Source organism: Streptomyces sp. NPDC056987 (assembly GCF_042673865.1).
Classification (GTDB): domain Bacteria; phylum Actinomycetota; class Actinomycetes; order Streptomycetales; family Streptomycetaceae; genus Streptomyces.
The window spans coordinates 112,547-126,626 of record NZ_JBHURV010000028.1 but is presented as its reverse complement, the minus strand read 5'-3'; the positions used below and the strand labels follow the sequence as shown (position 1 = coordinate 126,626).

Annotated in this window: 12 protein-coding genes and 3 pseudogenes; 6 read left to right on the top strand and 9 right to left on the bottom strand. The window is 67.4% G+C overall.

Annotation, left to right across the window (positions count from 1 at the left end):
- The 3 genes and pseudogenes from ACFTZC_RS28750 to ACFTZC_RS28740 all read left to right on the top strand — a co-directional run.
- Positions 1-627 (top strand): annotated as a pseudogene (locus ACFTZC_RS28750) (hypothetical protein); the annotation flags it as partial.
- Positions 621-1,817 (top strand): tyrosine-type recombinase/integrase, encoded by a 1,197-nt coding sequence (locus ACFTZC_RS28745; RefSeq protein ID WP_382894550.1) that lies wholly within the window; start codon positions 621-623, stop codon positions 1,815-1,817. The pseudogene ACFTZC_RS28750 and the gene ACFTZC_RS28745, both read left to right, overlap by 7 nt.
- The gene (locus ACFTZC_RS28740; protein ID WP_382894548.1) at positions 1,810-4,281 is read left to right on the top strand and encodes a tyrosine-type recombinase/integrase; all 2,472 of its coding nucleotides are present in this window, start codon (positions 1,810-1,812) and stop codon (positions 4,279-4,281) included. The genes ACFTZC_RS28745 and ACFTZC_RS28740 overlap by 8 nt, the downstream gene beginning before the upstream one ends.
- A 301-nt stretch (positions 4,282-4,582) precedes the next feature.
- Here the strand turns inward: ACFTZC_RS28740 and ACFTZC_RS28735 are convergent, their stop codons facing one another.
- Together ACFTZC_RS28735 and ACFTZC_RS28730 are read right to left on the bottom strand one after the other, a co-directional pair.
- Entirely contained in the window at positions 4,583-5,212 is a 630-nt protein-coding gene (locus tag ACFTZC_RS28735) for a class I SAM-dependent methyltransferase (RefSeq protein WP_382894547.1), read from the bottom strand.
- Positions 5,213-5,265: 53 nt separating this feature from the next.
- Complete coding sequence (locus ACFTZC_RS28730; RefSeq protein WP_382894546.1) at positions 5,266-5,769, bottom strand: NUDIX domain-containing protein; 504 nt, start codon at positions 5,767-5,769, stop codon at positions 5,266-5,268.
- 254 nt (positions 5,770-6,023) lie between these two features.
- On the opposite strand from ACFTZC_RS28730, the gene ACFTZC_RS28725 reads away from it, so the two are divergent.
- A complete protein-coding gene (locus tag ACFTZC_RS28725) occupies positions 6,024-6,311 on the top strand; it encodes a hypothetical protein (RefSeq protein WP_382894559.1) in 288 nt (95 codons plus the stop codon).
- A gap of 49 nt (positions 6,312-6,360) precedes the next feature.
- Here the strand turns inward: ACFTZC_RS28725 and ACFTZC_RS28720 are convergent.
- Together ACFTZC_RS28720 and ACFTZC_RS28715 are read right to left on the bottom strand one after the other, a co-directional pair.
- Positions 6,361-6,546: pseudogene (locus tag ACFTZC_RS28720) on the bottom strand (DUF6207 family protein); the annotation flags it as partial.
- Between the two features lie 556 nt (positions 6,547-7,102).
- On the bottom strand, positions 7,103-7,267 hold the full coding sequence (locus ACFTZC_RS28715; RefSeq protein ID WP_382894545.1) for a hypothetical protein: 165 nt from the start codon (positions 7,265-7,267) through the stop codon (positions 7,103-7,105).
- A 258-nt stretch (positions 7,268-7,525) separates the two neighbouring features.
- Here ACFTZC_RS28715 and ACFTZC_RS28710 point away from each other — a divergent pair, with 258 nt between their 5' ends.
- Positions 7,526-8,068 (top strand): hypothetical protein, encoded by a 543-nt coding sequence (locus ACFTZC_RS28710; protein WP_382894543.1) that lies wholly within the window; start codon positions 7,526-7,528, stop codon positions 8,066-8,068.
- Positions 8,069-8,374: 306 nt separating this feature from the next.
- Here the strand turns inward: ACFTZC_RS28710 and ACFTZC_RS28705 are convergent, their stop codons facing one another.
- The 3 genes from ACFTZC_RS28705 to ACFTZC_RS28695 all read right to left on the bottom strand — a co-directional run bounded on the left by ACFTZC_RS28705 (position 8,375) and on the right by ACFTZC_RS28695 (position 10,927).
- Positions 8,375-9,289, bottom strand: coding sequence for an IS982 family transposase (locus ACFTZC_RS28705; protein ID WP_382894541.1), 915 nt, complete (start codon positions 9,287-9,289; stop codon positions 8,375-8,377).
- A gap of 80 nt (positions 9,290-9,369) precedes the next feature.
- Entirely contained in the window at positions 9,370-10,242 is an 873-nt protein-coding gene (locus ACFTZC_RS28700; protein ID WP_382894539.1) for a hypothetical protein, read from the bottom strand.
- Between the two features lie 7 nt (positions 10,243-10,249).
- Complete coding sequence (locus ACFTZC_RS28695) at positions 10,250-10,927, bottom strand: TetR/AcrR family transcriptional regulator (RefSeq protein ID WP_382894537.1); 678 nt, start codon at positions 10,925-10,927, stop codon at positions 10,250-10,252.
- Between the two features lie 122 nt (positions 10,928-11,049).
- On the opposite strand from ACFTZC_RS28695, the gene ACFTZC_RS28690 reads away from it, so the two are divergent.
- A complete protein-coding gene (locus ACFTZC_RS28690; RefSeq protein WP_382894536.1) occupies positions 11,050-11,973 on the top strand; it encodes an NAD-dependent epimerase/dehydratase family protein in 924 nt (307 codons plus the stop codon).
- Positions 11,974-11,982: 9 nt separating this feature from the next.
- Here ACFTZC_RS28690 and ACFTZC_RS28685 read toward each other — a convergent pair.
- Positions 11,983-12,105, bottom strand: a pseudogene (locus ACFTZC_RS28685) (IS5/IS1182 family transposase); the annotation flags it as partial.
- 107 nt (positions 12,106-12,212) lie between these two features.
- Positions 12,213-13,994, bottom strand: a complete 1,782-nt coding sequence (locus ACFTZC_RS28680; RefSeq protein ID WP_382894534.1) for a reverse transcriptase domain-containing protein — start codon at positions 13,992-13,994, stop codon at positions 12,213-12,215.
- Positions 13,995-14,080: the final 86 nt, after the last annotated feature.

The following is a 14,080-nucleotide window of genomic DNA, read 5'->3' as shown; positions in this document are numbered from 1 at the left end:
CCGGTGACCGAGCTGCCGACGGGGCCGTGGGCGTACGAGATCAAGGTCGACGGTCACCGGACGGTGCTGTGGCGTACCGGGGACGGTGTGCGGCTGCAGTCGCGGGCCGGCCGTGACGTCACGGCGGTCTGGATGGACCTGGCCGTCGCGGCGATGCGTCTGCCGGCCGGAGTGGTCCTGGACGGCGAGGCGGTCATCTACCTGCCCGACGCGGACATCGACGGCGGGGCACGGATCAGTTTCGAGGCGGCGCAATCCCGCGCGCTCTCCAGCATCCGCCGCGCCTGGGAACTCGCGGCACGGCACCCGGCGACCTACGTGGCGTTCGACATCCTCGCCCACCCCGAGGCGGGCGACCTGCGCCCGCGTCCGTACACGGAGCGCCGCCAGGTCCTCCTGGGCGTGCTCGCCGGCATCGGCCCGCCAATCGAGCCGGTGTGGTCCACTACCGACCGCGGCGAGGCCGTGCTCTGGTACGAGACGTTGGAAGGCACCGGGGTGGAAGGGCTGGTCGCGAAGCCGCTCCGGTCCGTCTACAAGGCGGGCCGGAGCTGGTGTGTTAACTGCACCAACCGCTCCGGCTCGGAGCGGGCTGATCATTTCCTTGAAGGAAGCCCCTGTTGTTAGACCTGCGCCACCAGCTGATCGAGGGCCGGGCCGATGTGCCCCGTGTCGGTTCGGTCGTCGAGCTGGAGACCCTCCCCTGGTACACCGTCGTCGCCGCTGACGGCGCCGTCGTTGCCCCCGTCCTTGCGTACCTCCGTAACCTGATCCTGGACGACAACCGCCCAGCGACTGCCAAGAGTTACGCCCACGACCTACTTCGCTGGCACCGACTGTTGTGGTTCCTGGACATCAGCTGGGACCGGGCGACCGAGTCCGATGCCTCCGCACTGGTCGGATGGCTTCGCGTCGCGCCCAACCCTCAGCGCCGCCGGTTGGATCTGAACGCGCCGCGGCCGGGCTCGGTCAACCTCCGCACCGGCAAGCCCTACCTCAAGGCGGGTTATGCCCCTTCCACGATCAATCACTGTCTGACCGTGGTCAGCTCCTTCTACGCCTACCACCGGCACTACAACCGCGGTCCGCTGGTCAACCCGGTGCCGGAGTCGAGGGCACAGCGCCGGGCCCTGGCCCACCGGGCTCCGGACGGCGATGTCCCGCAGTTCCGACGGGCCCAGCTCCGCCAGCGGGTCCGCAGGTCTGATCCCCGCTCGATTCCTGACAGGATGTGGGACGAGTTCTTCGCGGCACTGACCTGCGACCGGGACCGAGCGGCCGTTCTGCTCTACGTCTCCAGCGGATCGCGGGCGAGTGAACTCCTCGGCGTCACACCGGGGGACATCAACTGGGCCAAGCAGCTGATCTGGGTCGTCACCAAGGGCGGGGAGGACCGTGAGCCCGTCCCGGCCAGTCCTCAAGCCCTGACGGTCCTGGCCGCCTACCTCGACCACATCGGGCTACCGCCTGCCGACGAGCCGATCCTTCGCACCCGGCGGGGTCCCGACCGGCCGCTGACCTACTGGGCGATGCGTCGGGTGATCCAACGGGTGAACGACCGGCTCGGCACGAACTGGACGCTGCACGACCTGCGGCACACCGCGGCGAACCGGATGGCGAACGATCCGAACCTGAACCTCACCCAGGTCCGCGCGATCCTGCGCCACACCGATCTGGCGACCACCGGCCGTTACCTGAGCTCCCGGATCGAGGACCTTTTCGACGCCCTCCAGCAGCACTACGCCCGGCCCCGCGTCGAGCGGACCATCGCACCCGGCTACGACCCGGACGACTTCAGGGCGGTGTTCGGTGGTTAACCGGACCACGGTCGAGACCTACACAGCCCGCAACCGGCGGCCCCAGCCCCGCGATACCAGCCGCGAGGCGGGGCGGCCCGGGTTCCAGGGGGCTGTCCTTGAGGCGGTACCGGCTCCGCGGCCCGAGTATCCGCCGGCCCCGTTCGGGAATCTGACCACGGCATCGGTCGAGGATCTCGGCGACCTGGCCGCACAGATCCTGCGAGGGCAGTCGAACTCGGTCGCGCAGAAGCGCGTCCGCGGTGTCGGGATGCTCTTCAGGCACCTGGCGACGCTGCCCGGCGGGACCTGGCAGGAGCGTTGGGAGCGCAGCGGCTTCAACGACGAGAGAGCTCCGTCGGTGACGGTCCTGGCCAGGCCTGATGTCCGATACGACAGATCCAACCTGATCTCCGCACTGAAGATGGCGTTCGGCATGAGGGTCATACAGCCGTCGCTGTCCGGGTTCAGAGCGAACAAGTTCCTGGACTACCCGGAGCCGTTCCGCAAGCTCCAGCACGACCCTCAACTCGATGAGCTCTTCGAATCGATCGACTCCCACCCGGAGTTGAACCCCACGAACCGGCTGCGGGCGAAGTTCGACATCGTCTGCGCACTGACCACCCAGGGCATCGCCCTGGCCGACCTCACACCGTCCGCGCTCCTGCACTACGCGATGGAGGTCAAGAGGCTGGGGGTCATTCACGGCGGCAGCAGCAGTAACGCCGGACTCGGCGGCCACGCCGCCTGGGAGGTGCTGACCGGCACCGGTCACTTCCCGCAGAGCACCCCGCCGACCCTACGCATGATCGCCTATAACGGACAGAAGACCGTCGAGGAACTCGTCGACAGCTACCCCGTCAAGAACGCCGGTGTCCGCCAGCTCCTGATCGACTACCTCACTCGGCGCCGGGCGGATACCGACTACATCACCCTCCAGTCTCTGGCCCGCAACCTCACCAGCCTGTTCTGGGTGAGCATCGAGAGGATCAGCCCCGGCAAGAAGGACCTCGTGCTCAGCCCGGAGGTCTACGACCAGTGGCGCGCGGACCTTCAGTACTGGACGAACGACAAGGCGAAGGTCCGCAAGCACTTCGAGACGATACTGCTGGCTGTCCGGGGCTTCTACGTCGACCTCCACAGCTGGGCCGTCGCCGAGCCCGAGAAGTGGGCCCAGTGGGTCGCTCCCTGCCCGGTCCTGCCGCGCGATCTCAAGGGCTTCGGCAAGCGCCGTCGCGAGAACAGCCGGAACATGGCCGACCGCACTCGGATCCGTCAGCCGCTGCTGCCCACGCTCGTCCAGCATGTCGAGTCACGCCACGAGCACCTCGCCGCCTTACTCGAAGCCGGCCGCACGGTTGCACTGGGCGAGGCGTTCACCCTGGGCAGGCACCACTACAGCCGCACCGACTCCACTGCGGACCGGCGCCGGGCCCGGCTCCTGGATGATCCGGCCGTCAGGGTCGTCGACCACGGCACGGGCGAGACGACCGACGTGACCTCGGCCGAGGACATCGCCTTCTGGGAGTGGGCGATCGTCGAACTCCTGCGGCACAGCGGCATCCGGGTCGAGGAGCTGACAGAGCTGACGCACCTCAGCATCCGCCAATACCAGCGGCCGAACGGCGAGGTCATCGCCCTGCTGGTGGTCGCACCCTCCAAGAGCGACCGCGAACGCGTGATCCCGATGTCCGCCGAGCTGTTCCACGTCATCGCCCGGATCGTTCGCCGCCAGACTGCGGACGGGAAGCCGATCCCGTTGGTCAGTCGCTATGACCCTCACGAAAAGACCTGGTCAGAGCCCATGCCGTTCCTGCTTCAGCGCAAGATCGGCACCATCCGGGGCGTCCTGGCCGCCGGCACGGCCCTCAAGATGCTCCGCCGCACCTGCGTGAGGATCGCCGAGACGAACGAGGCATTCGCCGGGATGACGTTCACCCCGCACGACTTCCGCCGGCTCTTCGCCACGGAAATCGTCAACGGCGGCCTGCCCATCCACATCGGGGCCGCCCTGCTCGGACACCTGAATCTCCAGACGACCCAGGGCTACGTCGCCGTCTTCGCCGAGGACATCGTCACCTCCTACCAGAAGTTCCTCAACCACCGCCGGACACAGAGGCCCGACGGCGAATACCCCGACGTCACCCCCGAGGAGTGGGCAGAGTTCGAGGAGCACTTCGACAAACGCAAGGTCGAACTCGGCAACTGCGCCCGGCCCTACGGATCTTCCTGCCAGCACGAGCACGCCTGCATCCGCTGCCCGATGCTCCAGGTCAACCCGAAGATGCTGCCCAGGCTCGCCGAGATCGAGACGGACCTAGTCCTCCGCCGCAAGCGGGCGGAGGAAGAACAGTGGCTCGGCGAGATCGAGGGCATCGACATGACCTTGACCTTCGTCCGCACCAAACAGGCAGACGCCGCGCGACTCGCCCAACGCACCCCCGTCGCCCTCGGCATCCCGGCCCTCCCTCCACGGCCCGGCTGAGCCCCTGGTCGTCGGAGATCCGGACGAATCCCCGACGGCCACCCGGAGCCGGTTCCTGTCCTGGCGGACAGGAACCGGCTCCGGCGAGGATGCCCGGCATGGCCCCCGACCAGGACCACAACCTCGCTCCACTGTGCCGGAGCGCGTTACTTGTCGTGCCCCACATCGCCCCGACCTACGAGTTCCCTCCGGCGATACACGACATCTGTCGGGAGATTCGCACCGTGCTTGTTATCTAGGGTGCGGGTTGGGCGTCAGGCATGTTGACCGAACCAACTCAAGAGTTCTCGCGGGTCAGTCTTTACGGGCGGCGGGCCAGCAAGTGTGTGTCGAGGAAGCCGCGCTCGGTCGCTGGGTCGTGGAGCAACCGGGCCATCGTGACGAGCCCAGCCTCGGCCAGCAACTCGGCAAACTGCTCCGCCGGCCAGCTATAGGCAGGCGCCACCTTGTGATCGAAGCGAACCGGCTCCGGCCCTTCGGTGCCGAAGAAAGACACCAGGAGCAGACCCCCTGGTGCCAGAACACGCACCTGCTCAGCGAGTACCGCGGGCAGTTCTTCAGGTGGGGTATGGATCATCGAGTAGTGGGCCAGCACTCCACCGAGCGCGCCGTCCTCGACCGGCAAGGCCTCCATTCGTGCTTCGTCGAACCGCAGCGTCGGCTGGGCCCGCCGAGCGTGGTCGACCATGGCCGGGGAGAGGTCGATCCCGAAGGCATCCAGCCCCAAGTCGTGCAGCATGGCCGTCAGATGACCGGGTCCGCACCCGACGTCGGCTACCCGCAAGTTCTGCGTGTCACGCACGAGTTCGGCGAAGGTGCCGATCATGTTCCGAGCGAACGGCCGCGTCTCCAACCGACTAGTGAACATCGACGCATAGAGTTCGACGACCCCGTCGTAGGCCGTCCTGGTCTCATCCTGGTGTTCTAACACGGGCAGGAAGCTACACCCCGCCGTTCACCGCCCAGGCCGCGAGGCAGGACAGGTCAGGACTGCGTGGTCCGGAACGCGAGATACCGGCTGAAGGCTTCGCGGCTGTCGGGGGTGAAGCGCCACTCGATCAGGGCCGACCGCAGCTCCGGCTCAGTTAGCCAGCCATGCCAGGCGACCTCATCAGGATCCGCGGCCACGGTGTCAGGCACCAGGGCTTCGTGCACGCCGAGCCAGTGAGGGCTCAAACCGCTGCGGTTGATGAACGTGAACAGCAAGCGTGGCAGTGCACGAATCCCCAGCTCTTCGGTCAGCTCCCGCGCGGCGGCCTGTTCGTAGGACTCACCGACATCCACGGCGCCACCGACCACGACTTCGTGGAGCCCGGGGAAGCGCAACAGCTGCTCCGACCGCCGGTGAACGAGCACCCGACCACGCTCATCACGACACACTGTCACGGCGACCCGGTGCAGCCACCCCTCCCGGATGGCGTGACGGCGGCTGACCGCCACCCCCAGCACACGATCTTGATCGTCGACACGCTCCACCAGTTCGTCCACGACGCACACCCTGGCAGAGCCCACCGACAACGCCGCTTCCCGGCGACCCGCGGACCCGGACCAAGAGCTCCTGCGTAAGGAAGCCGGACGAGAATGACGACAGTTGTCCTGCGAATAGGACACCTCAGGCTCATCCACACCGCCCCACGCACTCTGTACCCGTCGTCTTCGGCTCCAGCGCCGAAGATCGGAGTGCTGGGCGGGATGATCGGCCCCCAGCACACACCACTGAACTTGACTTGGTGCAGAGAAGGGTGAAGATCCGTCACGCGGAGACGGTCGACGCGGTCGTGGCCGGCTTCACCGGGACCGCCCGCCATCCGAAGGCGCTTGTCGTACGGCTCCCCGACGGGCAGGCCGTGCTGTCCCAGCGGCTGACCGCCGCGCTCGCCAGCCGCATCGGCCCGCACCTGGTGCCCCAGAGCGGGCCGGCGTCGACGACGAGCGGCGACTCCTACATCCCCGTCGATGGCGACGTGGTGGTGGAGGTCGTGGTGGGCACGACGCGGAGCGGGGTCGTCGCCGTGCTCCGTCTTCGCTGACCGGCGAGACAATCGTGGGCGGCGCGGCGGCCGGGACGGGCTGGCTCAGGTCGAGGCAGCAGCGCAGCCGTACACCAGGCTGACCGGCGTCCCGCGTCGTACGCTGCGCGGTCGCCGTCGCCCAGCGGCCGACGAGCATCCGCTGGAAGGCGAGCGCCGTAGCGTCATCCGCCGCGGCAACGTCGACGACGAGCAGGCCCGCCCGGCTCACGTGCATCTCGTTGACCGGGTTCACGTACGACACCACGCCCACGCACCCCGGCGGGGCTCCGGTGCTGCGGTGTCTTCACCCGACCGAGTGCCGGCGGGCCGGGCCCAGCGGATCGGCTCGCCGGGGCGCTGTCGGAGGCGCGGCACGAGCAGTTGGAGGAGATCTCCCCGTCGTGGTGCCCGAGCTGGCCGGTGACGTGGCAGTGGCGCTTCCATCTGGTCCGGATGCACCTGGACGCCGGCGGGACGCTGCCCACCGAGGCGTGCGAGGCCGTGCGCCAGGGCGAGGATCTGGGGCGGTGGGTGGTGTCAGTACGGCTCGGGTGGGACCAGCTCACCGGCGTGCAGCAGTGGATGTGCGAACAGGTCCTCGGGATCGAACCCGCGACCGAGGACGAGAAGCCGCCCCCGCGCCGTACGCAGGCCGACAAATGGGCGCTGAACTACCAGGCCGCCCCAGCAGTGGCATGTGGCGCGAGCCGGTCGGGCGGGGTCTCTCGAATCCGTGGTACTGCTGGTGGTCGCTGCGCTCGAACGCTGGCTCATCGGGGCCTTCCGGCACGGCGTCGACGTCCGCTGATTCAGGGATGGCGGCTGAAGGAGAACAGCCGGTCGGCCTCGGCCAGGTCGGCACGGTCATACATCCGGTTGGCCGCTGCCCGGCTCCGGTCCAGATCGTCGGCCGGGGCGTCGTCGGTGGCGGACAAGATCACCTCGCGGGCGCCCAGGCCCTGCAGTAGGTCCAAGCTGGACTCGGGCAGGGCCGGACCCCAAACCGCGGCCACGCGCCATCGGATCCACGTTGATCGGCCGACGGGCTACGGTCGATGACCGGCAGCAGCGCAGAGACGCGGGACAGGTCACCCGCGGGTTCCCGCTCGCAGCCCGGTGTGACGGGCGGGCATGGCCCGCGCGTACCCGGGGGACGGGAGGGCTCATTGGTGTAGCGGGCTCGCTGACCGGGCGTCCGTGCCCGTCCCCTCACCGAAAGAAGGCCGTGCGCGATGACCACGACGACCGATTCCTCTGATGCTGTCGCGACAACCCTGGACGCAGCTGCGAAACTGCTCCCGGTCCCGGGCTACATCAACGGCGACATGTATGGGGAGTGGTACATCCCGGCCAGCCCGGCGCTGTTGCGGGCCTTGGCCCAACTGGCGGTCGCCCAGGGGGCGGACGAGCTGGCCGCCCGTCTGGAGGACTTCTCGCACCCGCTGTGCATGGAGCCGCTGGACGACGTCCTGACGCCGGGCACCACGCCGCAGCAGTGGTGCGGCACCCCGGTCGAGAAGGAGGGCGCATCGTGCGGGAAGCACACTCCTGAGCGCGCCGCTGAGCTGGGCCGCTGCTCCTGGGCAAGGTCGGCCGACGAGTGGGTGGGTCCGGCCGACCGGCGGATCTGCCGTGGCACACCCGTACCGGGCGATGACCGGTGCGCGGTGCACGCCGCATACTGCAAGGCGGTCAAGCGCAACAAGAAGGTCTGCAACCGGATCAACTGCACGGTCCCCCAGCATCGGGAGGCATCCGCGGTCACGGGCCGGTAGGGGCGGCGTAACGGCCGTACTCGGTAGTAGACGCCACCCCGGGCTGTCCTGTCCAGCGACTCGCGGTTCCCGGTTTTCGTGCGCTGCGGGGAGAGACGAGCGCACGCGTTTGAACCTCGTTGTGTCCCTCCAGCGGAGGCGACATTTGTTGTCGTGTCCACGCAAATACGGGCGTTGGCCGGAGCTGAGGAGGTGCCGGGCCGGCTCGCTGCCGCAGCCCGAGGCAGGCGGAGATCCAGGGTGCCTGGCCCGACGATGCGGAGCGGAGAGGGGTGCCCGGCTGCCTAGATGATCGATTCCAAGGGGTCAGTGAGCGTACGAGGTGAGCGAGCGGAGGGTGGCTTGTCCGGTGCGGTCGTTGTGCCAGATCACGGCGGTTAGCGCAAGTATTCGCTGCATGACGCGGGCGATGACGCCGCCGGGTGTGCGTCCTCGGTGCTGTTCGAGGTCGAGCTGCCCCTTGAAGGTTTCGTTGACCGACTCGATGACCTGCCGCAACGGCTTGAACAGGGATCCGCCGGGCCGCTGCCGTTCGCCCTTGCGGGTCGGCCGTAGCAACTGGATTCCCTGCTGGGCGAGTTCCCGTTCGAAGGCCCGGCCGAAGTAGTTCTTGTCGCCGATCAGCGTCTGGCCGGGCCGGGCGGCCATGGGGTGGGATTCGGCCGCGAGCAGGTCCAGCAGGGTCCCGCGCTCGTCGGCCTTGGCCCCGGTCAGGGCGAAGGCGACGGGCACGCCCTGGAGGGTGCACACCAGGTGCAGCCGCAGGCCCCAGAAGAAGCGGCTGTGGCTGGCGCAGTAGCTGTACTGGGCCCATCCGGCCAGGTCGGAGCGTTTCACCGTCTCCCGTGAGCGGCCACATTCCACCGGGGTGGAGTCCACGATCCACACGTCGTTGCTCCACACCGAGGTGCTGGCGGCGAGGATCCGGGTGACCCGGCGGAGCAGTTCGGCGGCCTTGCGCAGCCGCTTGTTGTAGCCGGGCTGCTGGGGCAGGTACGGGAAGAGGTGCCGCAGGTGGGCCCGGGCATGCCGGAGCCACCTGCCCTCGGAGGTGAAACCGAGCATGGCCTGCATCATCACCAGGGTGACCAGCTCGGCGTCGGTGAGCCGCGGCGCGATCCCCACGGCCGGCCGCCACGGCGCCAGGTCCGGACGCTCCTTCAGCAGATCGTCGGTCGTCGCATAGAGTGCAGTCGCGAGGGTGTCCAGGTTGTTCTTCACAAAACAATCTTGGACGCCCTCGTTCTCGTCTCCGCAGACACCCCTTGGAATCGATCATCTAGTGATCACTAACAGATTTGTCACTGGAGGAGGTCGCCGTCATCTCCCCTCACCTGCTGGACGAGCTGGTCGATGAGGACTGGGGGCGACGCTACGGCCGACCGGTCCGCCTGGGCAAGAACCCCACCAAGCCCGTGACCAGGATCCTTGCCACCGGAAACGACGCCGTCCGGCTCCTGGAACACCTCTACCGGTACGGAGCGGACCGCGTGTCCGGTCCTCGTGTTCAGGCTCTGCGGCAGATCATGATGCAGAACTATCACCGTGATGCTGCTGGGCACCTTCGCTGGCGCACCGCCGAGAAGGAAGGCGGGGCGGGTCTGCCGCCGTCGTCGAGGGCGATCGTCTCGCCCTACGACACCTCGGCCCGCTACGCACGGCACGGGCACATCATCAGCTGGAAGGGGTTCGCCGCTCATCTGACCGAGACCTGTGCTGCCGACGGCCCCAACGTGATCACGGATGTCGCCACCACCGCGGCCACCACCCACGACAGCCAGGTCCTGCCCGGCGTCCACACCCGCCTGGCTCGTCGCGGGCTGTTGCCCGCCGAGCACCTGGTCGACGCCGGCCACACATCCCTGCCCCACCTCGAACAAGCTGCCCGTGAACACCAGGTCACCGTCTCCGGGCCGCTGAAGAGCAACCCGACGCATCAGCATCACCGCAACGAGGGCTTCGCCCGGGACAACTTCCATATCGACTTCGATCGTCAGCAGGTCAACATGAGCACCGGCACACGCCAGCACGACGCGCGCCCGCAAGGCCACTGCCTGCGCAGACGATGCCCGCCGGGCCCAACGCTCCAACACCGCACGCTCGTCGGCGGACAACAACAACGGTTCCAACTTCGGGCCACGACGAGGCACCGGCACATCCGCAGAAGCAGTCACACACAAACTAACGACGGATCTCCGGCGCAGGACACCAGCGGGACATCTCCGTTATGGAGCCTTGAACCTCGATGTCTGCCACGTCGGCATGCAGGGCGACGAGCCGGACGACGAGGTCCGACAGTGGCGGCCACGGCACGTTCGGGTGTTCGGTGTACGCAGTGACGAGGCCGTGCATTGCTGTCCAGAGCAGGAGGCCAGCACTCGCCGGGTCGCGGACGGGGGCGTGGCCCCTATCGACTGCGGCGGCGAGGGCGTCGGTCATCGAGTCCAGAAGCTCCATTCCGGCGTGATGAACCGGGGCGGCAACACCGACCGGAACTCGTCCGCTGAACAGGGTCCGGTACTCCCCGGGATGGTCCACGCCCCATTCGACGAAGGTCGCCACGTGGCGCGCCAGCCGCTCGATCGGTGTGCCGGCTCGATCGGCCTCCGTCATGAGCGCGGCGAGTTCGGCGTAGCGCAGGTCGACGACGTGGTCGATGAGGGCGCCGAGATCGGCGAAGTGGCTGTAGATACTCGCCGGGGCGACGCCGACCTCTCGGGCGACCTGTCGCAGCGTGAGGGATTCCGGCCGCTCTGATTCCGCCAGGAGGCGCGCGGCGGCCTCGATGAGCTCGCCCCGGAGGATGCTGCCTTCGCCGCGGGTGTTCCTGCGGCGGCCGACGGCGTTGACGGTGCTCATGGTCTCCCCCTTTCTTGCTATGACGGATGCGCGGTGTGGTTTGACAATCATAGCCAACGCATGTTCACTTACGCAACCAACACTTGTTTAGTTATTGGGTGCCGATCCGGAAAGCAGGCCTTATGCTCACCCGCCAACTCGTCGTCGGAGCCGGCCCCGTGGGCCGCCATGTCGCATCGATCCTCCTCGACCGCGGCGACGAGGTCGTCATCGCGAGCCGCTCCGGGCGGGACACCGGTGTTGTCGGCGCCCGCTACATCGCGCTTGACGCCTCCGATGCCGATGCGTTGAGTCGTGCCGCCGAGGGGGTAGCGACGATCTTCAGTACTGCGAACCCGGGCCGCTATCCGGTCTGGGAGGCTCAGTGGCCGCCGCTTGCCGCCGCGATGCTCACCACTGCCGAGCACACCGGCGCGGTCTACGCCATGACCGGGAACCTTTACCCCTACGGTCCGGTCACCGTGCCGATGGTCGAAGGCATGCCGAACGCCGCGACCGACCGCAAGGGCGTATTACGTGCTCGCATCTGGGCCGACGCGCTCGCCGCCCACCGGGCGGGTCGCGTCCGAGCCTTCGAGGTCCGTGGCTCCGACTACATTGCCAGCAGCGCCCCGGAGGGCCACGTCAGCCGTGTGCTGCCGCGGGCCCTTGCCGGCCGCGGCATCCGCATGATCGGCGGCCTCGACCAGCCGCACACCTTCACCGACGTGAAGGACGTCGCCCGACTGCTCGTCGCCGCCGCCGACGACCCCAGCGCCCACGGTCGCACCTGGCATGTGCCGAGCCACCCCGCGATTAGTCAGCGTCAGATCATGAACGAACTCATGGACGCCGCTGGTCGTCCCCGGGTCCGTATCCGAGCCATCGCCCCTGCCACGGTCCGCGCCCTCGGCATGTTCTCGCCGCTGCTCCGCGAGGTCTCGGACCTGACCTACCTGCTCACGCGTCCGTACATCCTGGACGACTCCGCGGCACGCCAGCACTTCGGCATGACCGAGAGCGACTGGGATGACACGCTGCGCCGCACCGTCGAAGCCGCCCACTAACTGATCGTTTCAGAATGAAGTTCTGAGCCGTCGCAAGCAGATGATGCTGCAGGCGAGTTGGAGGAGTCCGAGGTGGAGGTCGGCGCGTATCTCGTAGCGGATGCGGAGCCGTTTGAACTGGTGGAGCCAGGCGGTTGGGTCGGCCGCGCGGTGAGGTGCCTGCCGTGGCAGGTCCTGTTCCGCGCGGCCTCCCGCCGAACCGGACATGACGGTTTCCCTGTCATCCGGCTCTCCAGTGACTACTGCGTGAATGGTCTGGCAGGCCGTTCAGAATGGATACGGTCGTGGCAGACGTCGCAGGCCACGACCGTTTTGCGGCGTCGTTGGAGCATGACGCGCGCCCAGTCGGAAGGCTGCCATCCGGCATGCGCGAGGTCGGCGAGAGCCCGGACGTGGTGCACTTGCACGTTGCCCTTGCTTCCGCAGATTTCGCAGGTGTCCGCCAGGAGTCTCGTGATGAGTTCCTTTTGCGGATAGTCCACCCGGACCGGCTCGCGGTCGGCGAGTTCCGCCGCTCGCTGCCGTTGGAGGGGAATTCCACCGAACCGTGCCACCAGTGATTTCCTGTTCTTCCGCTCGATACGGGCCTCGAAGCAGAATCGGGGCCCGTTGGGCGTGTCGATTTTGGCTTTGTGCTTGGCGGCCATCTTCGACACGGACGAACGGTGCTTGGCCGCTAGGGTCTTGAGCATGGAAGTCTCCATGACCCATTGCAGCCGGTGCAGCCGGAAGACATCTCCGGCGAGCAGGTAGTACTGGATGATGCCCTGGTAGACGGTCCCGAAGGTCGCCACGATCGCATGATCGCTGCTGTTGATCAGGGCCGTCGTCTTCGCGGGTTCTCCGCGGGCGAGATAGGGGGCGCATTTGGCTTTTATCACGTCCCGTGGGACACGGAGAGCGATCTGGCCGTTGACCCGACGGTAACGGCCGGTCTTCTTCGTGTCGTTGTGCTGGGTTGTGATCTCGTAGCCGAGAAACCTCGCTGCCCGGGTGCGGGCATGAGTGATCAGCGTCTTTTCCGGAGACAGTTCCAGCCTGAGTTCTTCACGCAGAAACTGGGCCAGACGTTGTTTGATCTGCTCGGCCTCGGCCTTCGGTCCGGTGAAACCAAGGAGATGATCGTCCGCATAGCGTATGTAGCGCAGCCTGCGATATGCCGGATCGTTCGGATCCGCGCTCGGCAGGCTGACCATCCGCTGACGCAGCGCACGGGCCTGGACCCGGTCACCGCGCCGGCGGGCCTTCGCCAGCAGATTCTGCAACTCCAGATAGTCCGGGTTCCTGGCCCGGCGTTTTCCTCGGGTGTACTCCGGAACAAGAACTTTCTCGACGAACTCGTCCAGCTTGTGCAGGTAGATGTTGGACAGGACCGGGGAGGCCACTCCGCCCTGCGGCGCTCCGGAGAGCATGGCACCCCACTTCCAGTCCTCCAGGTATCCGGCCTTGAGCATGTTGCGCACCAGCCGCAGAAACCGCTGGTCATGGATCTTCTCGCCGAGGATCGACAGCAGAACCTGATGGTCCAGGCTACCGAAGCAGTCGGCGATGTCCCCTTCGATGAACCAGGACGTCCCGGTCCAGGTGTGGTCCACCTCCCGCAAAGCGGTATGGCAGCCACGGCGGGGACGAAATCCATGGGAGCGGTCGGAGAATGTCGGCTCGTAATACGCTTCTAATAAAAGGCGGATCACTTCACCGACGAGCTTGTCCGGCCAGGTCGGCAGCCCCAACGGACGCATCGTCCCGTTCTTCTTCGGGATATGGACACGCCGGACCGGACGGAAACGATAGCGCTCGTGACGCATTGCCTCGACGATCCGGACGATCTTCCGCTGTGACATGCCGTCCGCGGTTTCCGGTGTGACCCCGGGCGTCATCGCGCCATGGTTGGCGCAGATCCGCCCGTAAGCCAGCAGATACAACTGCGGATTGAACAGTTGCCGATACAGTTCCTCGCACGGCAGGCCACGCCTGCCGCGTTCACGCAGGACACCCAGCACCGTTTTGGCGCTCTGCATTTCGCATACCTTCCGACTCTGTGGTGTCCGAATCACCTGGCCCCCTTCGCCCAATGCGGACGGCTTTCCCGTCCTCCCTGGCCGGT

Coding starts and splice junctions, on each gene's coding strand:
- ACFTZC_RS28710 (WP_382894543.1), top strand. CDS start 7,526: ATGACCACGACGACCGATTCCTCTGATGCTGTCGCGACAACCCTGGAC.
- ACFTZC_RS28695 (WP_382894537.1), bottom strand. CDS start 10,927: ATGAGCACCGTCAACGCCGTCGGCCGCCGCAGGAACACCCGCGGCGAA.
- ACFTZC_RS28690 (WP_382894536.1), top strand. CDS start 11,050: ATGCTCACCCGCCAACTCGTCGTCGGAGCCGGCCCCGTGGGCCGCCAT.
- ACFTZC_RS28680 (WP_382894534.1), bottom strand. CDS start 13,994: ATGCAGAGCGCCAAAACGGTGCTGGGTGTCCTGCGTGAACGCGGCAGG.